Origin of the sequence: Cellulosimicrobium sp. SH8 (genome assembly GCF_025818875.1) — a bacterium.
Taxonomy (GTDB): domain Bacteria; phylum Actinomycetota; class Actinomycetes; order Actinomycetales; family Cellulomonadaceae; genus Cellulosimicrobium; species Cellulosimicrobium cellulans_D.
The window spans coordinates 159,769-178,018 of sequence record NZ_JAMXMH010000002.1 but is presented as its reverse complement, the minus strand read 5'-3'; the positions used below and the strand labels follow the sequence as shown (position 1 = coordinate 178,018).

Below are 18,250 nucleotides of genomic sequence, written 5' to 3'. Positions count from 1 at the left end.
GCAGACCTGCACCGCACCGACCTCGGAGGACCCATGAGCACGAGCACGCCGACCGCCACGGGCGCCGTGGCCACCGCGCCCACCACCACCGGCACGCCCGACGCCGCCGTGTCGCCCGCGTCGCCCGACGCCTCCGCGTGGGCGGACTGGCACGCCGAGCGTGAGGAGGGACTGCGCCCGCCGCACGGCTGGCTGAGCCTCGTCGCGTACCACTGGCTGCCCGCCGAGCCCGCAGCGCTACCCGGGGTGCCCGGGCTCTGGTGGGCCGACGCCGACGGCGCGCACCACCGCGCGGGCGCGGACGGCGCCGTGCGCACGACGGCGGGCGCGGACGTCACGACAGTCGTCGTCCCGGAGGGCGGGTCGTCGGTCGCCGGGACGTACCTGCCCGAGGGCCGGGAGTCCGGGACCGATCCGGCGACCGAGCGGGGCCGTGAGCACGACGAGCGGGACGAGACGCGCGAGGTCGCGGTCGAGGTCGTGCGTCGCACGGGCCGGTACGCGGTCCGCCTGCGCGACCCGCTCGCTCCCGCCCGGCTCGCGTTCGACGGCTTCCCGACGTTCGCGCACGACCCCGCCTGGGTCGTGGACGCGGCGGTGCGCTGGTACGACGCGCCGCGGCCCGTCGTCGTGGGCGCCGCGCGTCCCGGGCTCGTGCACCACGTGAGCACGGTCGGCGAGGTCGACCTCGTGGTCGACCGCGACGGTGTCGCCCATCGCGCGACGCTCGTCCTCACGGGCAAGGCCGGCGGCGCGGTGACGCTGCTGTTCAGCGACGAGGCGGACGACGTCGCGCCCTGGCGCGTCCTGTGGGTGGATGCCGACGTGGCGCCCGGCGCCGAGGGGCGCGTGCGGCTCGACCTCAACCGCACGATCAACCTCCCGTACGCGTTCAGCGACTTCGGGACGTGCCCGGCGCCGCTCGAGGGCAACCACGTGCCGTTCGCCGTCACCGCGGGCGAGAGGGCACCCCGGTGACCGCGCTCGCCGCGCGCCCGGCCACGGCGCGGTCGACAGAGGCGGCGGGCATGGGGACGCGCGAGGTCCGGTCGGTCGCGATGCACGACCCGCTCGTGCGGCCGCTCCTCGACGAGCTGTCCCACGAGTACTGGACGCGGTACCAGCGCGTCCTCACCGCGGAGGAGCTCCGTGCCGAGATGGAGCACTACCCGGCGCAGGACTTCGCGGCGCCGCACGGCGAGCTCGTGCTGGTGCTGGAGGACGGCGAGCCGGTCGCGGGCGGAGCGTTCCGCCGTCGGACCGAGCCGGAGCTCGGCGACCCGGCGCGCCTCGCCCGCCAGTCCGCGCGGCGCGGCGACGGCTCGCCCGCCGTGCGGACCGCCGAGCTCAAGCGGATCTGGACGCACTCGGCGCACCGGCGCCGCGGCCTCGCGCGGCTCGTGCTGGCGGAGCTGGAGCGCCGCGCGGCCGATCGCGGGTACCGGCGCGTGTACCTCACGACCGGCCCGCGGCAGCCCGAGGCGGCAGGCCTCTACCTCGCGACGGGCTACACGCCCCTGTTCGACACCGGGACCGATCCCGAGGAGATCGGCCCGCTCGCCTTCGAGAAGTGGTTGGAGGTCGCGCCATGAGCACCGTGTCGCTCCCGCAGGACGAGTCCCGCCAGCTCGCGCCGCCGTCGGGCCGGCACCCCGCCGACCCGCGCGCCGGCTCGCACGGGGTCCACGACGCGCTCCCGCTCGAGAGCCTGCGCATCGTCCCCGCCCGGCACCCGGGCCGCTGGGTCGCCACGGCCGGCGTCGCGGTGCTGCTCGCGATGGTCGTCAGCTCGCTCGTGACGAACGACCGCTGGGAGTGGGACGTCGTCGCGCAGTACCTCACGTGGCCCTCGATCCTCGAGGGCGCGTGGGCCACGATCCGGCTCACGCTCGTCGCGTCGGTCGTCGGGTTCGCGCTCGGCACCGTCCTCGCGCTCATGCGTCTGTCGCGCTCCCCGCTCCTGCAGTCGGTGTCGTGGACGTACACGTGGGTGTTCCGGTCCGTGCCGCTGCTGCTGCAGCTCCTGCTCTGGTACAACCTCGCGTACCTCTACCCGTACCTGAGCGTCGGCATCCCGTTCGGGCCCGAGTTCCTGTACTTCGACACGCTGTCCGTGATCGACAAGTTCTGGGCCGCGATCCTCGGCCTCGGGCTGTCGCAGGCCGCGTACTCGGCCGAGATCGTGCGCGCCGGGATCCTCTCGGTCGACCAGGGGCAGCAGGAGGCGGCCGCCTCGCTCGGCATCCCCAAGCGGCGCCAGGTGAGCCGCATCATCCTGCCGCAGGCGATGCGCTCCATCATCCCCACCGCCGTCAACGAGGTGATCGGGCTGCTCAAGGGCACGTCGATCGTCTACGTCCTCGCGTACGGCGAGCTGTTCTACATCGTGAGCGTCATCTACGGCCGCAACGGCCGCGTCGTGCCGCTGCTCATCGTCGCGTCGATCTGGTACCTCGTGCTGACCACGCTCATCACGGTCGTCCAGTACTACGTCGAGCGGCACTACGCGAAGGGCGCCGTGCGCACGCTGCCCCCGACGCCGCTGCAGAAGGCCCGCTGGACGGGCCTGGTCTGGGCGTCGCGGCTCTCCGGCCGACCTGTTCCGGACTCCGTCCCGCCCGCGTACGCGGCCCGCGCCCGCGTGGGCGTGCTGACGCGCACCGCGCGCACGTCGGGAGGTGCGGCATGAGCGCCGTCGGCGCGACCACCGCCGTCGCGTCCACCGACGTGGCGACCGCCGGGCTCGTCGAGATCCACGGCGTCCACAAGAGCTTCGGCACGCTCGAGGTGCTGCGCGACGTGTCGCTCACCGTGCCGCCCGGGTCGGTGACGGTCGTGCTCGGCCCGTCCGGGTCGGGCAAGTCGACGCTGCTGCGCGCGATCAACCACCTCGAGAAGGTCGACAAGGGGTTCATCTCGCTCGACGGCGAGCTCATCGGCTACCGCCGCAAGGGGAACACCCTGCGCGAGCTCAAGGAGCGCGAGATCCTCGGCCAGCGCACCCAGATCGGGTTCGTCTTCCAGAGCTTCAACCTCTTCCCGCACCTCACCGCGCTGGAGAACGTCGTCGAGGCCCCGGTCTCGGCACAGCGCCGCCGCCGCGAGGACGTCGAGCCCGAGGCCCGGGCGCTGCTCGAGCGCGTCGGGCTCGCGGACAAGGCCGACGCCCGACCCCGCCAGCTCTCCGGTGGTCAGCAGCAGCGCGTCGCCATCGCCCGCGCGCTCGCGCTGCGGCCCAAGGTGCTCCTGTTCGACGAGCCCACCTCGGCGCTCGACCCCGAGCTCGTCGGGGAGGTGCTCGAGGTCATCAAGGACGTCGCGAGCACGGGCACGACGCTCGTCGTCGTCACGCACGAGATCGGCTTCGCCCGCGAGGTCGCCGACACCGTCGTGTTCATGGACGACGGCGTCGTCGTGGAGCAGGGCACGCCCGCCGAGGTGCTCGACCGCCCGCGTCACGACCGCACCCGGGCCTTCCTCCAGAAGGTCCTCTGACCCGGGGTCCACGACCGCGCGCACCGGCCCCACCACCGCTTCCCGACGTCGTCACCAGCGACCGGCCGTCCGGCCGTCCCGCACACCCGCACTCCCTGCGTCGCCCGACGCACCACCCGAGAGGTAGGACACCCGTGACCGCAACGACCACCCGCGCCCGCGCCCCCCGCGCGCTCGCCGCCCTCGCCGTCGTGCCCCTGCTGGCGCTCGCGGCCTGCTCCGGGGTGAGCACCGAGGCCCCGGCCGCCGCGGAGGAGGACGCGGCGACCGAGGAGAGCACGACGTCCGTCTCGGACGCCCTCGACGTGAGCACGAGCCCGGACCAGGACCGCATCCGCACGACCGAGTCGGCCGAGGCGATCGCGCTCCTGCCGGACGCCTGGAAGGACAAGGACGAGATCGTCGTCGCGATCTCCGCCGGCTCCGCGCCGCCGCTCGGCTTCCTCGCCGACGACGACGAGACGCCGATCGGCAACGAGACCGACATCGCGCAGCTCGTCGCCGACGCGCTCGGCAAGGACCTGCGCCTCGAGGTCAAGGCGTGGGCCGACTGGCCGCTCGCGCTCGGCTCGGGCGACGTCGACGCCGTGATCTCCAACGTCACCGTGACGGAGGAGCGCAAGGAGACCATCGACTTCTCCACGTACCGCAACGACGAGCTCGGCTGGCTCGTGGGCGCCGACTCCGACATCACGTCGATCACGAAGCGCGAGGACATCGCGGGCAAGGTCGTCGCCGTCGGCTCCGGGACCAACCAGGAGAAGATCGTGCTCGAGTGGGACCGCCTCAACCAGGAGGACGGCCTCGACCCCATCCAGGGCCCCGAGTACTACGAGCAGTTCTCCGACGTCCTGCTCGCGCTCCAGTCCGGGCGCATCGAGACGTACGTCGGCCCCAACGCGTCGCTCGCGTACCAGGCGGCGATCTCCCCGCAGGACTTCTCGGTCGTCGGCACGCTCAACGGCGGCTGGCCGGACACCGCGCAGATCGCCGTCGCGACGAAGAAGGGCAACGAGGTGGCCCCGGCCATCACCGCCGCGATCAACCACGCCATCGAGGACGGCACGTACCTCGAGGTGCTCCAGCGGTGGGGCCTGGAGTCCGAGGCCGTCGAGGAGTCGCAGACCAACCCGCCCGGCCTCCCGAAGACGGAGTGACCCGCGCATGACCACCAGCACCCAGCACGTCGACCACCTCGTGGTCGGGGGTGGCGTGATGGGCTCGGCCGCCGCGTGGCAGCTCGCCCGGCGCGGGCGCGACGTCGTCCTGCTCGAGCGCTTCGCGCCCGGGCACGCGCACGGCGCCTCGCACGGCACGTCGCGCATCTACCGCACGACGTACGCCGAGCCCGAGTACCTCGACCTCGCGCAGGAGGCGCTCGGCCTGTGGCGCGAGGTCGAGGCGGAGACCGGGACCGAGCTGCTCGCCGTCACCGGCGGCGTGAGCCACGGGCGTCGCGACGGCGCGGCCGAGCGCCGCGCGGACGCGATCGGCGCCGCGTTCGCGGCCCGCGGGATCGAGCACGAGTGGCTCGACCCCGCGGCCGCGGCCGAGCGGTGGCCGGGACTGCGGTTCGAGGGCCGGGTGCTGCACGAGGTCGCGACGGCCGGGCGGCTGCACGCCGACCGCGCCGTCGCGGCCCTCCAGGGCGCGGCCGCCGCGAGCGGGGCCGACGTCCGCCACGAGGTCGCCGTCCGGCACGTCGAGCGCGTCCCCGAGGGCGTGCGCGTCGTGACCGACGGCGGCGACGTCGTCGCGCGGGTCGTCGTCGTGACCGTCGGCGCGTGGAGCGCCGGGCTCCTCGGCGGTCCGAGGGGCGGGCTGCTGGGCCAGGAGCTCCCGCTCGTCGTCACGCAGGAGCAGCCCGCGCACTTCGCGCTCGCCGCGGGCGCGTCGCCCGCGGGGTGGCCGGCGTTCACGCACGACGTCGGCCCGGGAACGGCCTGGCCGAGCGGCGTCTACGGCCTCGCGACCCCGGGCGAGGGCGTCAAGGTCGGCTTCCACGGGGTCGGCCCCGTCGTCGACCCCGACCGGCGCTCCTACCGGCCCGAGCCGGGCCAGCTCGCCGCGCTGCGCGACTACGTGCGCACGTGGCTGCCCGGGCTCGACCCCGACGCGTACGTCCCCGTGAGCTGCACCTACACCACGACGCCGGACCACGACTTCGTGCTCGACCGCCGCGGCCCGGTCGTCGTGGGTGCCGGGTTCTCCGGCCACGGATTCAAGTTCGCCCCCGCGGTCGGCCGCGTGCTCGCCGACCTCGCTACCACCCCCGGCGACCTCCCCGCGGCCGACCGGTTCGCGCTCGCCCGCCTCGCCGCACTTCCCGAGAGGACCGCCTCGTGACGATCGCTCCCGCACCTGCCGCCGCGGACGCCCCGGCTCCGTCCGCAGACCCCGCGACGCTCGCCACGCCGCCCCACGACACCCACGGCCCCCGCGCTGCGGTCGCGGCGCGGTACGGCGTGGACCCCGGCTCCGTCGAGGACGTCGCGCCGGGCGCGACCGAGGGACTGGCACCCGCCGTGGACCGTCCCGGCACCGTCCTCGCGACGCAGCTCGGTCACCGGACGGTCCGCCGCTACCGCACCGACCCGCTGGCCGACCACGTCGTCCCGACGCTCGTCGCCGCCGCGCAGTCCGCACCGACGTCGTCGAACCTCCAGCTCTGGAGCGTCGTCGCCGTCACCGACCCCGCGCGCAAGGACCGGCTCGCGGCGCTCGCGGGCGACCAGGAGCACGTCCGCACCGCGCCGCTGCTGCTCGTGTGGCTCGCGGACGTCGCGCGGGCGCGCGCCCTCGGCGAGCGCCAGGGCGTCCGGCTCGAGGCCACCGACTACCTCGAGACGACCGTCGTGGCCTTCCTCGACGCCGCGCTCGCCGCGCAGAACGCCGTCGTCGCGGCCGAGTCCCTCGGCCTCGGCACCGTGTACATCGGCGCGCTGCGCAACCACCCCGCGCAGGTCGCGGCGGAGCTCGGCCTGCCCGAGGGCGTCGTGGCGGTCGTCGGGCTCGTGGTCGGCCACCCCGACCCCGCGGGCGGCGAGCGCGTCAAGCCGCGGCTGCCGCAGGCGGCCGTGCTGCACGCCGAGCGCTACCACGGCGACCAGGCGGAGCACGTCGCGGCGTACGAGGAGCGCATCGCGCACTTCTACCGCGAGGAGGGGCTCGACGGCGGCTGGCACGACCGCGTCGTCGACCGCCTGCGCGTCCCCGGCGCCCTCCGCGGGCGCGCCCACCTGCGACCCACGCTCGCCGCGCTCGGGTTCCCGTCCAAGTAGCCCGGCATCCCGCGCGACCGCGTCGTCGGGAGCCACCGCACCGCCACCGGTCGCCGCACCACCACCGGCCGCCGCACGACCACCGAAGGAAGCCATGTCGTCCCACCAGCACCCGCACCCGACCGCCGCCCCTGGTGGGCCGCGACCGGCGTCCGGCCGCGTCCCGCTGTCCGTCCTCGACCTCGCGATCGTGCCCGAGGGGGCGACGGGCCAGGACGCGGTGCGCCGCGCCGTCGGGCTCGCGCGCGACCTCGACCGCCTCGGGTACCACCGCGTCTGGTACGCCGAGCACCACCTGTCGCCCGGCGTCGGCTCCGCGTCGCCCGCCGTGCTCGCCGCGGCCGTCGCGGCCCGGACCGAGCGCATCCGCGTCGGCAGCGGCGCGGTGCTGCTCAGCACGACGAGCCCGCTCGTCGCCGCCGAGCAGTTCGGGACGATCGCCGCGCTGCACCCGGGCCGGGTCGACCTCGGGCTCGGGCGGGCCTTCACGCCGCCGAAGGGGACCGGCGGCTCCGACGGTCCGCTGCGGGCCGCGCGGTCCGTCCCGACCGGGCCGCGCGTCGTCGAGGGGCTCTACGTCCCCGGTGCGCCGCCGTCGAACCTCAACGACTCCGTGCTGCGCGAGCGGATCCTCGCGCAGAAGCGCATCGTCGGGGCGTCGCGCACGCCGGTCAGCTTCCGCGACGAGCTCGACCTCGTGCTCGGCCTGCGTGCCGGGACGTACCGCGACGAGCACGGGACGCCGTACGTGAGCCCGCCCGTCGAGGGCGCCGACTGGGACCTGTGGGTCCTCGCGTCGAGCCCCGGCGAGAGCGCGCGCGTCGCGGGCGAGCTCGGGCTGCCGATCGCCGCGAACTACCACGTGGCGCCGTCGGCGACGATCGACACGGTCGCCGCCTACCGCGAGGCGTTCCGTCCGGGCGTGCTCGACGAGCCGTACGTCGTCGTGTCCGCCGACGTGCTCGTCGCCGACACGATCGAGCGGGCCCGCGAGCTCGCGACGCCGTTCGCCGACTGGGTGCTCTCCATCCGCAGCGGCGCCGACGGCGCGATCGCCTACCCCGAGCCGGGCACGTCGCCCGCGTGGGAGGACCGCCCGGAGGCCGAGCGCGCGCTCGTCGCCGACCGCGTCGACACGCGGATCGTCGGAGACCCGGAGACGGTCGTGCGGCGGCTCGAGACCCTGCGCCGCGCGACCGGCGCCGACGAGCTGCTCGTCACCACCGCGACCCACGACGCCGACGACGCCCGCCGCTCGTTCGAGCTGCTCGCCGAGCACTGGTTCGCCGCCGGCTCCACCGCCACCACCGACGTCGTCCCTGCGCTCGCCACCACCCGCTGACGACCCACCTCGAAGGAGACACCATGACCACCCCGCCCCTCCAGACCGCGGCCGACGCCGCCACCAAGGTCGCCGACGGCGCCCTGCTGATCGACGTGCGCTCGGCCGGCGGCCGCGCCGCGCACGGTGAGATCCCCGGCGCGACGCTCGCCGACCGCCACGACCTCGACGCCCTCTTCGGCCCCGCCGACAACCCGGCGATCTCGCTCGACACGCCCGTCGTCGTCGTGTGCGGCTCGCCGAACGGCTCCGGACCCGTCGCCGAGGCGCTCGCCCAGCGCGGCTACACGAACGTCTCGCACGTCGACGGCGGGTTCCCGGCCTGGAAGGACGCCGGCCTCCCGGCGTCCGACCCGGTCGACGCCCCCGCGGAGCCGACGGCACCCGCCCGGTCCTGAGCCCACCGACCCCACCCGCACCACCACACCCCACGGAGAACCCTCATGCCCGTCGAGTTCCTCGGCATCGCCACGACCAACGACGCCTCGGAGACCACCGAGCGCACGACCGCCGCGTTCGACCCTGCCTACCTCGAGCACATCGTCCGCGCGCACGAGGACAACGGCTGGACGCGCGTCCTCTTCGCCTACGGCTCCTCCGGTCCCGAGCCCGCCGCCCTCGCCGCCTACACCGCGGCGCGCCTGCAGTCGATCGAGCTGCTGCTCGCGCACCGGCCCAACGTGTCCTACCCGACCTACGCCGCCAAGACGTTCGCCACGCTCGACCAGCTCTCCGGCGGGCGCCTGTCCGTCCACTTCATCACCGGCGGCAACGACCACGAGCAGGGCCGCGAGGGCGACACGCTGACCAAGGACGAGCGGTACGCGCGCACCCACGAGTACATCCAGATCGTCAAGCGGGCGTGGGCGAGCGCCGAGCCGTTCGACCACCACGGCCCGTTCTACGACTTCGACGACTTCGTCCTCGACGCCAAGCCGTTCGAGGGACGCACGCCGACCATCTCGTTCGGCGGGTCGTCCGACGCCGCGTTCCGCGTCGGCGCGGCCGAGGCCGACATCTACGCCGTCTGGGGCGAGCCCCTCGACCGCACCGCCGAGCAGATCGCGCGCGTGCACGCCGAGGCCGCCGCCGCGGGCCGCGCGACGCCGCCGCGTATCCACGCCGCGTTCCGGCCGATCGTCGCGCCGACCGAGGAGCTCGCCTGGGAGAAGGCGCACCGCGTCCTCGACCGGATCGAGGCGCGCAAGGCGGCCGCGGGCGGGCAGCTCAGCCGTCGGCACCCCATCGACAAGCCCGAGAACGCCGGGTCGCAGCGACTCCTCGAGATCGCCGCCCAGGGCGAGCGCTTCGACACCGCCCTGTGGACCGCGACGGCCAAGGCCACCGGCGGCGCCGGCAACTCCAACGCGCTCGTCGGCACGCCCGAGCAGGTCGCGGAGGCCCTCCTCGCGTACTACGACCTCGGCGTCCGCGTCATCTCCGCCCGCGGCTACGACCTGCTCGACGACGCGATCGACTTCGGCCGCTACGTCATCCCGATCGTCCGCGAGGAGGTCGCGAAGCGCGACGCCGCGACCGCGGAGGCCGCCGCGGCCTGACGGTCCGCGACCGAGATCGGCAGAGAAGGACGAGGTCGGCAGCCCCGGCCGAGATCGGCACGTGCACGTGCCGACCTCGACCGGCGCTGCCGATCTCGGTGGCGCGCCCGCCCGGCCCGACCACGAACGACGACAGCAAGGAGCAGGACCGTGCGGTTCCAGGTACTCGACATCGTGTTCAACCCGCCCCATCCGGTGACCGGGGAGGCGGTCGCGCCGTCCGACCGGTTGAACCGGGTCGTGGAGACGGCGGTGCTGGCGGAGGAGCTCGGGTTCGACTCGTTCGCGGTGGGGGAGCGGCACGCGGGGGAGGTGCTGTCGTCGGCACCGACGGTGATCCTCGGGGCGGTCGCGGCGCGGACGTCGCGCATCCTCCTGAGCACCGGCGTGACGGTGCTCTCGCTGCTCGACCCGATCCGCGTCGCCGAGGACCTCGCGACGGTGGACCAGCTCAGCCGGGGGCGGCTGGAGATCGTCATCGGCAAGGGCAACGAGGTGCTCCAGTACCCGCTGCTGGGGCTGGACATCGACAAGCAGTACGAGTACCTCCAGGAGAACTACGAGCTCCTGCGGCTGCTGCTGTCCGAGGAGGACGTGAGCTGGACCGGGCGGCACCGGCACGCGCTGGAGCACGCGACGACGCTGCCGCGTCCGTTCGCGGGGCCGTTCCGCATCTGGCACGGGTCGGCGACGTCGCAGTTCGCGGTGGATCTCGCGGCGCGGTACGGGGACCCGATCGTGAGCGCCAACGCGCTCCAGCCGCGCGAGAACTACCAGGTGCTCATCGACCGCTACCGCGAGCAGTACGCGGCGCACGGGCACGACCCGGCGTACGGGTTCGTGGGGTCGGGCTCGGGCGGGCTGTTCCTCGCGGACACGACGGAGGAGGCGATCGAGCAGTACCGCCCGATCTACGAGGGCCAGGTCGCCGCGGCGGCGCGTCGCGGCTACGGACCGGACGCCGTGGGGAAGGCGCCGAGCTTCCGGACGGTCGAGGACGCCGTCGAGCGCGGGCCCGCGCTCGTCGGCTCACCCGAGCGCGTGGCGGAGAAGATCCTCGACTACCACGCCTCCTACGGGCACGACCTCCAGTCCGTCTCGGTGAACCACCTGATCCCCGCCACGCAGCAGGAGGACGTCCTGCGCCGGTTCGCGGAGGAGGTGGTCCCCGTCGTGAAGGCCGAGGTGAAGACCGACCTGTGGGGCCCGGCCGACGCCCGCCGCGCGGCGGGCTTCACCGCTTCCTGACGCGGGCCCACCGGTTGTGGGCGGGAAATGGGCCCGGTTCCCGCGGCGGGACCGGGCCCATTTCATGCCCACAGCGAGTGGGGAGGCGCCGTTGCGGGAAACATCCGTCCGGCAGGCGGGACGGTCGTCTCGAAACTTGACTCAACCGGTCGGGATTGTCTTTCCTGCTCCCAGGTGACGAGCGTCAGCACCCAGGCCCGGCTCGCTGACCAGCAACCCTTCGACGTGACGGGGTGCTCCGGGAACGACCTGACCGCGTGGCTCCCGCCGCGCGGTAAGCACGGCACCCCGGTGGGTTCCCCCGCCGCACCGGCCCTCGGCCCGGCGCGGACGACCACCGGCGCCGGACGACCGCCGGTCCTCAGCCGGCACACGAGGAGAGCAGCACGACATGATCCCCACACCTCACCGACGCCGGTCCCTGACCGTCGCCGCGGCGGCCGCCGCGACGGGCCTCCTGCTCAGCGCGTGCGCGGGCGGCGGCTCCGGCGCGTCCGACGGCGACGGGTCGCCGAGCCCGTCCGGCGAGCCCGTGGCGGGCGGCGACCTGACCTTCGCGATCACGGTCGACTCGCACTGCATCGACCCGCAGCAGGTCGGCAACAACGACGCCATCGCCGCGGCCCGCCAGACCGTCGCGTCGCTCACGGCGCAGGACCCGGAGTCGGGCGAGATCCTGCCGTGGCTCGCGGAGAGCTGGGAGGTGAACGACGACGCGTCGAGCTACACCTTCCACCTGCGCGACGACGCGACCTACGCCGACGGCACGCCGATCGACGCCGAGTCGGTCAAGACCAACTTCGACGCGATCGTCGCCCTCGGTGCGACGGCGTCGCTCGGGTCGCAGTACCTCGTCGGCTACGAGGGCACGACGGTCACGGACCCGCAGACCCTCACGGTCGACTTCGCGGCGCCGAGCGCCCAGTTCCTCCAGGCGACGTCCACGTTCTCGCTCGGCCTGCTCGCGCCGTCGTCGGCCGACCTGAGCGTCGAGGACCGTTGCGCCGGCAAGTTCGTCGGCTCCGGCCCGTTCTCCGTGAAGTCCTACACGCAGGACCAGGAGATCGTGCTCGAGAAGGTCGCGGGCTACGCGTGGGGCTCGGAGGCGAACGACCACCAGGGCGAGGCCTACCTCGACACGGTGACGTTCAAGGTCATCCCCGAGGCGAGCGTGCGCAGCGGCAGCCTGGTCTCCGGCCAGATCGACGCCACCGCCGCGATCTCGACCGTCGACCTCCCGCAGTTCGACGGCAACGGGTTCTGGCTCGAGTACCGCGCCAACCCGGGCGTCGTGTTCAACCTGTTCCCCAACGAGTCGAGCCCGCTCGCGGGCGACGAGGCCGTGCGGACGGCGATCCTCAAGGGCATCGACCGCGAGCAGATCGCCGACACCGTGCTCAGCGCGCAGGACGAGCCGGCCACCGGCGTCCTGTCCCACTCGACGCCCCTCTACGAGAGCATCGCGGACGAGCTCGCCTACGACCCGGAGGGCGCGAAGAAGATCCTCGACGACGCGGGCTGGGTCGAGGGCGCCGACGGCGTCCGTGAGAAGGACGGCCAGAAGCTCTCGACGACGGTGACGTTCTGGCAGGTGCCGGAGCCGCTCGAGCTGGTCCAGCAGCAGCTCGCGCAGATCGGCGTGGACCTCCAGCTCCAGCACGTGACCGTCGCGGAGTCGCAGGCGATCAAGGAGAGCGGCGACTTCGACTTCGACTACTACAACCTCACGCGCTCCGACCCGGACGTGCTGCGGACGATCTTCTCGGCCAACGCGCGCAACATCAACCAGCGCGACGCGGAGGAGGTCGACGACCTGCTCGACGCGTCGGCCGCGGCGACCGACCCGGCCGAGCGCCAGGAGCTCGTCACGGAGGCGTCGCGCCTGCTGGTGCAGAAGGGGCACGCGATCCCGGTCTACGAGCTCTCGACGACCATCGCGGCGGCCGACACGGTCCACGGCCTGACGTTCGAGGCGTCGTCGCGCCTCGACTTCTACGACGCCTGGGTCACCCAGGGCTGACCCGACGGGTCCGCCTGCCCGACGTCGCGGCGTCGGGCAGGCGGACCGTCTCCCCACGGAAGGAGGACCGACCCATGGGCCGGTACGTCCTGCGTCGCGCCGGGCAGGGGCTGTTCGTGCTCTGGGCGGCGTTCACGATCTCGTTCTTCGTCCTCTACCTGCTGCCCAGCGACCCGGCCGCGCTCATGGCGAGCGGCGGGGGCGAGGCGGACCAGGTGGACCCCGCGCTGCTCGACGCGCTGCGCGCGCAGTACGGCCTCGACCGGCCCGTGCTCGTGCAGTACGCCGACGCGCTGTGGCACGCGCTGCGCCTCGACTTCGGCACGTCGTACTCGTCGGGCGCGCCCGCGACCCAGCTCGTGCTCCAGGCGCTCCCCGAGACGCTCCGGCTCACGGCCGCGGCGCTCGTCCTCGCCGTCGTGGCGGGCGCAGGCATCGCGATCGCGAGCACGTTCCCGCGCGCGGCCTGGCTGCGCCACGCGCTCGCGTCGCTCCCGCCGCTCGGCGTCGCCCTGCCGCCGTTCTGGCTGGGCCTGCTGCTCCTGCAGTGGTTCTCCTTCCAGCTCCCGGTGTTCCCCGCGATCGGCAACGAGGGCGCGATCAGCCTCGTGCTGCCGGCGATCACGCTCGCCGTGCCGGCGAGCGCCGCGCTCGCCCAGGTGCTCGCGCGGAGCCTGCGGGGGACGCTCGGCGAGCCGTACGTCGAGACGGCGCGCGCGAAGGGCGCGAGCCGGGCGCGCGTGCACTTCGGCCACGCGCTGCGCAACGCCGCGATCCCCGCGCTCACCGTGCTCGGGGTCCTCGTCGGCGGGCTGCTCGGCGGCACGGTCGTCACGGAGACGGTGTTCTCGCGCGCGGGCCTCGGGCGGCTCACGGTCACGTCGGTGGACGCGCAGGACATCCCCGTGGTGCAGGCGGTCGTCGTCCTCTCGGCGCTCGTGTTCGTGGTCGTCACGCTCGTGGTCGACCTGCTCTACCCCCTGCTCGACCCCCGGATCGATGCACGACAGAAGGCGGTGGCCGCATGAGCACCAGGCCGGGAGTGCGCATCGTGCTCCGGGACGAGGCCCGGGTCGCGGACCGTGCCGTGGTGGCCGACGCGCCGCCCTCGGGCACGCTCGCTCCCGAGGCCCCGCCCACCGACGCGCCCGAGGTGCGCACGCCCGAGGAGATCGAGGTCGCGGACCGCGAGGACGCCCGCGCGATCATCCGGTACGGGCGGGTACGCGGCGCCGGCCCGGCGGGCCGGTGGCGCCGCGGGGTGCGGTACGCCGTGCGGCGTCCCGGGCTGGTCGTCGCCGTGCTCGTCGTCCTGGTCGTCACGGCGTGGGCGGTCGTCCCGCAGCTCTTCACGTCGTACGACCCCCTGACGGGCGTGCCCGCCGACCGGCTGCAGCCGCCGTCGGGCGCGCACCTGTTCGGCACCGACCACCTGGGACGCGACGTGTACGCGCGCGTCGTCCACGGCGCGTCGGCCTCGCTGAGCGCGACCGTGATCGCGGTCGCGGTCGGGCTCGTCGCCGGTTCGCTGCTCGGCCTGCTCGCGGGGTTCGTGCGCGGGTGGGTGGACGACGTCGTCGGCCGGTTCGTCGACGTGCTGCTCGCGATCCCCAGCATCCTGCTCTCGCTCGCGATCATCACGGCGCTCGGGTTCGGGACGGTCAAGGTCGCGATCGCCGTGGGCATCACGAGCGTCGCGACGTTCGCGCGCGTCATGCGGGCCGAGGTCCTGCGGACCTCGACGTCGGTGTACGTCGAGGCGGCCCGCGCGTCGGGCGTGCGCTGGTACGGCGTGCTCGGGCGCCACGTGCTGCCCAACTCGACGGGACCGGTGCTCGCGCTCGTCGCGCTCGAGCTCGGGACGGCCGTGCTCGCCATCTCGGCCCTGAGCTTCCTCGGCTACGGGACGCCGCCGCCCGCGCCCGAGTGGGGGTCGCTCGTCTCGGGCGGGCGCGACTACCTGGCCACCGCGTGGTGGCTCACGACCATGCCGGGCCTCGTGATCGTCGCCGTCGTGCTGTCGGCGAACCGCATCGCGCGGGCCCTGGAACGGACCGGAGGGGACGCATGACCGCCACGACGCCGACCACCCAGGAGCGTCCCGGCCCGACGCCGGCCGAGGTGCCCGCGCTCGAGATCCGCGGGCTCGAGGTCGCCTACCGCACGCGCGACGGCGGCTCGTACGCCGCCGTCCGCGGCGTCGACCTCACGGTCGGGGCGGGCGAGGTCGTGGCGCTCGTGGGCGAGTCCGGGTCGGGCAAGAGCACGACGGCGCACGCGGCGCTGCACCTGCTGTCGCGCGGGGGAGCGGTGACGGGCGGGACCATCCGGCTCGGCGGACGCGACGTCGGCGACCTCTCCGAGAAGGAGTGGCAGCAGGTGCGCGGCCGCGACGTCGGCCTCGTGCCGCAGGACCCGACGGTCTCGCTCAACCCCGTCACGCGCGTGGGCGACCAGGTCGCGGAGGTGCTCGTCATCCACGGGCTCGCGCGGCGCAAGGAGGCGCGCGAGCGGGCGGTCGAGCTGCTGCGGCAGGCCGGGATCGACGACCCGGAGGCCCGCGCGCGGCAGTACCCGTCGCAGCTCTCCGGCGGGATGCGCCAGCGCGTGCTCATCGCGATCGCGGTCGCCGCGCGCCCGAGGCTCGTCGTCGCCGACGAGCCGACGAGCGCGCTCGACGTGACCGTCCAGCGCCGCATCCTCGACCACCTCGACGGCCTCGTGCGCGACCTCGGCACCGCGGTGCTGCTCATCACGCACGACCTCGGGGTCGCGGCGGACCGCGCCGACCGGATCGTCGTCCTGGAGCGCGGGGTCGTCGTCGAGGAGGGCACGGCCGAGCAGGTGCTGAACGACCCGCGCCACCCGTACACCCAGCAGCTCATCGCGGCCGCGCCGAGCCTCGCGAGCTCGCGCCTCGTCGCGGGCAGCACCCCGGAGGCGGCGCCGGGCGACGGCGTCGTCCCGCGCGCTGACGCGAGCCGCGCCGCGGTCGCGAGCCGCGCCGCCGACCAGCGGCTCGCGGTGCCCGACGGCGCCGGCCCGAACACCGCGAGCACGCCGGTCCTCGCGGTGCGCGACCTGCGCAAGGAGTTCACGCTGCCGCGGGGCGCCGCGCACCGGACGCTCGTCGCGGTGGACGGCGTGAGCCTCGCCGTCGGGCGGGGCGAGACGTACGCGCTCGTGGGGGAGTCCGGCTCCGGCAAGAGCACGACGGCGCGGCTCGCCCTGCGCCTCGAGCGCCCCACCGCGGGCACGGTCGAGTTCGCGGGCGAGGACATCACGACCGCGCGCGGCGAGCGGCTGCGGTCGCTGCGTCGCGGCTTCCAGGTGGTCTACCAGTCCCCGTACGCGTCGCTCGACCCGCGGTTCACCGTCGAGCAGATCGTCACCGAGCCGCTGCGGGCGTACCGGGTCGGGTCGCCGTCCGCGCGGGCGGACCGGGCACGTGCGCTCGTCGAGGACGTCGCGCTCCCGGCCGACGTGCTCCGACGGGGACCACGCGAGCTCTCGGGCGGGCAGCGGCAACGCGTCGCCATCGCGCGGGCGCTCGCGCTGAACCCTGCGCTCGTCGTGCTCGACGAGCCCGTCTCTGCGCTCGACGTGTCCGTGCAGGCACAGATCCTCGAGCTGCTCGTGCGGCTCCAGGCCGAGCACGGGCTCGCGTACCTGTTCATCTCGCACGACCTCGCGGTCGTGCGGCAGGTGTCCGACCATGTCGGCGTCATGCACCGCGGGCGCGTCGTCGAGCAGGGGGCGGCCGAGCAGATCCTGCTCGACCCGCAGGAGGAGTACACGCGCGAGCTCGTCGCGGCCATCCCCGGCCGACGCGCGCTCCAGGACGCGTCCCGGGCGTCGTCCACGACCGCAGGGAGCGCACGATGACCGTCGCCGCCGCACGACCGGCAGCACCCGGCGACCGGCCCGGAACCAGGCCGACACCCGGGCCGCACGTGCTCGCGGATCCGGCTCCCGCGCCGTCGCGCACCGAGCTCGCGGGACGCACGACCGAGCTGCTCCAGGCGATGATCCGCAACGCGTGCGTCAACGACGGCACCGTCGGCTCGGGGCACGAGGCGCGCAACGCGCGCGCCGTCGCGGACGCGCTCGACGGCCTCGACCTGGAGGTCGAGTGGGTCGAGCCGCGCCCCGGCCGCACGTCGCTCGTCGCGCGCCTGCGCGGCACCGACCCGGACGCGCCGTCGCTCGCGCTCGTCGGGCACACCGACGTCGTGCCCGTCGAGCCGGAGGGATGGACGCGCGACCCGTTCGGCGGCGAGCTCGTCGACGGCTGGGTGTGGGGCCGGGGCGCGATCGACATGCTCGGGCTCACGTCGGCGTTCACGGTCGTCACGCGCGCGATCGCGGCGAGCGGGCGGCGGCTGCGCGGCGACCTCGTGCTCGCCGCCGTCGCCGACGAGGAGCACGGCAGCACGTGGGGCGTCGACTGGATCACGCAGCACCAGTACGACCTCGTGGACGTCGACGCGGTCCTCACGGAGTCGGGCGGGGTCCCGCTGGGGTCCCGCGGGAGCCGCACGATCGCGGTGGGGGAGAAGGGCGGCGCCGGGCGCCGGCTGCGCGTCGTCGGGCGTCCGGGGCACGGGTCGGGGCCGTACGGGTCGCTCAACGCGATCGTGCTCGCGGCCGAGGCCGTGCGGCGGATCACCGCGCACCGCGGGCCGGTCGTCATCGGCGACCTGTGGCGCCGCTACGTCGACGCGCTCGACCTCGCGCCCGACGTGCGGGCCGCGCTGCTCGACCCCGCCCGGATCGACGACGCGCTGCCCGAGCTCGGTGCCCTCGCGTCGGTCGCGCACGCCACGACGCACACCACCGTCGCGCCGACCGTGCTGCACGCCGGGTCGAAGCCCAACGTCATCCCCGGGCTCGCCGAGGTCACGCTCGACATCCGCGTCCTCCCGGGCGCGACCCCGCAGGACGTGGCCGACCTGCTCGACGACGCCCTCGGCGACCTGCGCGAGCACGTGCACGTCGAGGGGGACTGGTTCGGCGAGGCGTCGCAGTCGCCCACCGACGGCGCGGCGTACGCGGCGATCGAGCGGGCGGTGCGCGCGCACGCGGGCGCCGACGTCGTGCCGGTCCTCGGCACCGGCGGCACGGACGGGCGCTTCTTCCGCCGCCGCGGCGTGCCGGCCTACGGGTTCGGCCTGCTCAGCGAGCAGTGGGACCCCGGGGTCTTCCGGTCCCTGTTCCACGGGAACGACGAGCGCGTCGACGTCGAGTCCCTCGGCCTCACGGCCACCGCGCTGCACGACGTCGTCACGAGCTACCTCGGGTGAGC

Annotated in this window: 16 protein-coding genes and 1 riboswitch; all 16 genes read left to right on the top strand. The window is 74.8% G+C overall.

The genetic code is table 11. The features are described 5' to 3' along the window. The first annotated feature begins 33 nt into the window (after window positions 1-33). The 16 genes from NF338_RS03530 to NF338_RS03455 all read left to right on the top strand — a co-directional run bounded on the left by NF338_RS03530 (window position 34) and on the right by NF338_RS03455 (window position 18,248). Window positions 34-978 carry a DUF1684 domain-containing protein gene (locus tag NF338_RS03530; RefSeq protein WP_264029525.1) on the top strand — a complete coding sequence of 315 codons (945 nt, stop codon included), beginning with the start codon at window positions 34-36 and terminating at the stop codon, window positions 976-978. Continuing rightward, the gene (locus NF338_RS03525; protein WP_412846001.1) at window positions 975-1,592 is read left to right on the top strand and encodes a GNAT family N-acetyltransferase; all 618 of its coding nucleotides are present in this window, start codon (window positions 975-977) and stop codon (window positions 1,590-1,592) included. Before NF338_RS03530 ends, NF338_RS03525 begins: the two co-directional genes overlap by 4 nt. Continuing rightward, a complete protein-coding gene (locus NF338_RS03520) occupies window positions 1,589-2,689 on the top strand; it encodes an amino acid ABC transporter permease (protein ID WP_264029524.1) in 1,101 nt (366 codons plus the stop codon). Before NF338_RS03525 ends, NF338_RS03520 begins: the two co-directional genes overlap by 4 nt. Next, window positions 2,686-3,495 carry an amino acid ABC transporter ATP-binding protein gene (locus NF338_RS03515; protein ID WP_264029523.1) on the top strand — a complete coding sequence of 270 codons (810 nt, stop codon included), beginning with the start codon at window positions 2,686-2,688 and terminating at the stop codon, window positions 3,493-3,495. Before NF338_RS03520 ends, NF338_RS03515 begins: the two co-directional genes overlap by 4 nt. A gap of 134 nt (window positions 3,496-3,629) precedes the next feature. Further along, window positions 3,630-4,652 (top strand): ABC transporter substrate-binding protein, encoded by a 1,023-nt coding sequence (locus NF338_RS03510; RefSeq protein WP_264029522.1) that lies wholly within the window; start codon window positions 3,630-3,632, stop codon window positions 4,650-4,652. Between the two features lie 7 nt (window positions 4,653-4,659). Continuing rightward, the gene (locus tag NF338_RS03505) at window positions 4,660-5,841 is read left to right on the top strand and encodes an FAD-dependent oxidoreductase (protein WP_264029521.1); all 1,182 of its coding nucleotides are present in this window, start codon (window positions 4,660-4,662) and stop codon (window positions 5,839-5,841) included. Continuing rightward, complete coding sequence (locus tag NF338_RS03500; RefSeq protein ID WP_264029520.1) at window positions 5,838-6,776, top strand: NADPH-dependent oxidoreductase; 939 nt, start codon at window positions 5,838-5,840, stop codon at window positions 6,774-6,776. The genes NF338_RS03505 and NF338_RS03500 overlap by 4 nt, the downstream gene beginning before the upstream one ends. Window positions 6,777-6,870: 94 nt before the next feature. After that, window positions 6,871-8,118, top strand: a complete 1,248-nt coding sequence (locus NF338_RS03495) for an LLM class flavin-dependent oxidoreductase (protein WP_264029519.1) — start codon at window positions 6,871-6,873, stop codon at window positions 8,116-8,118. 23 nt (window positions 8,119-8,141) lie between these two features. Next, the gene (locus NF338_RS03490) at window positions 8,142-8,516 is read left to right on the top strand and encodes a rhodanese-like domain-containing protein (RefSeq protein WP_264029518.1); all 375 of its coding nucleotides are present in this window, start codon (window positions 8,142-8,144) and stop codon (window positions 8,514-8,516) included. 45 nt (window positions 8,517-8,561) lie between these two features. Further along, the gene (locus NF338_RS03485; RefSeq protein WP_264029517.1) at window positions 8,562-9,677 is read left to right on the top strand and encodes an LLM class flavin-dependent oxidoreductase; all 1,116 of its coding nucleotides are present in this window, start codon (window positions 8,562-8,564) and stop codon (window positions 9,675-9,677) included. A 150-nt stretch (window positions 9,678-9,827) separates the two neighbouring features. Continuing rightward, the gene (locus NF338_RS03480; protein WP_264029516.1) at window positions 9,828-10,925 is read left to right on the top strand and encodes an LLM class flavin-dependent oxidoreductase; all 1,098 of its coding nucleotides are present in this window, start codon (window positions 9,828-9,830) and stop codon (window positions 10,923-10,925) included. 173 nt (window positions 10,926-11,098) lie between these two features. Beyond that, window positions 11,099-11,212: riboswitch (SAM riboswitch) on the top strand. A gap of 104 nt (window positions 11,213-11,316) precedes the next feature. Next, entirely contained in the window at window positions 11,317-12,945 is a 1,629-nt protein-coding gene (locus tag NF338_RS03475; RefSeq protein ID WP_264029515.1) for an ABC transporter substrate-binding protein, read from the top strand. A gap of 74 nt (window positions 12,946-13,019) precedes the next feature. Continuing rightward, window positions 13,020-13,973, top strand: coding sequence for an ABC transporter permease (locus tag NF338_RS03470; protein ID WP_237841586.1), 954 nt, complete (start codon window positions 13,020-13,022; stop codon window positions 13,971-13,973). Further along, complete coding sequence (locus tag NF338_RS03465; protein ID WP_264029514.1) at window positions 13,970-15,016, top strand: ABC transporter permease; 1,047 nt, start codon at window positions 13,970-13,972, stop codon at window positions 15,014-15,016. The genes NF338_RS03470 and NF338_RS03465 overlap by 4 nt, the downstream gene beginning before the upstream one ends. After that, window positions 15,013-16,830, top strand: coding sequence for a dipeptide ABC transporter ATP-binding protein (locus NF338_RS03460; RefSeq protein WP_264029513.1), 1,818 nt, complete (start codon window positions 15,013-15,015; stop codon window positions 16,828-16,830). Before NF338_RS03465 ends, NF338_RS03460 begins: the two co-directional genes overlap by 4 nt. Then, a complete protein-coding gene (locus NF338_RS03455) occupies window positions 16,827-18,248 on the top strand; it encodes a M20/M25/M40 family metallo-hydrolase (protein ID WP_264029512.1) in 1,422 nt (473 codons plus the stop codon). Before NF338_RS03460 ends, NF338_RS03455 begins: the two co-directional genes overlap by 4 nt. Window positions 18,249-18,250: the final 2 nt, after the last annotated feature.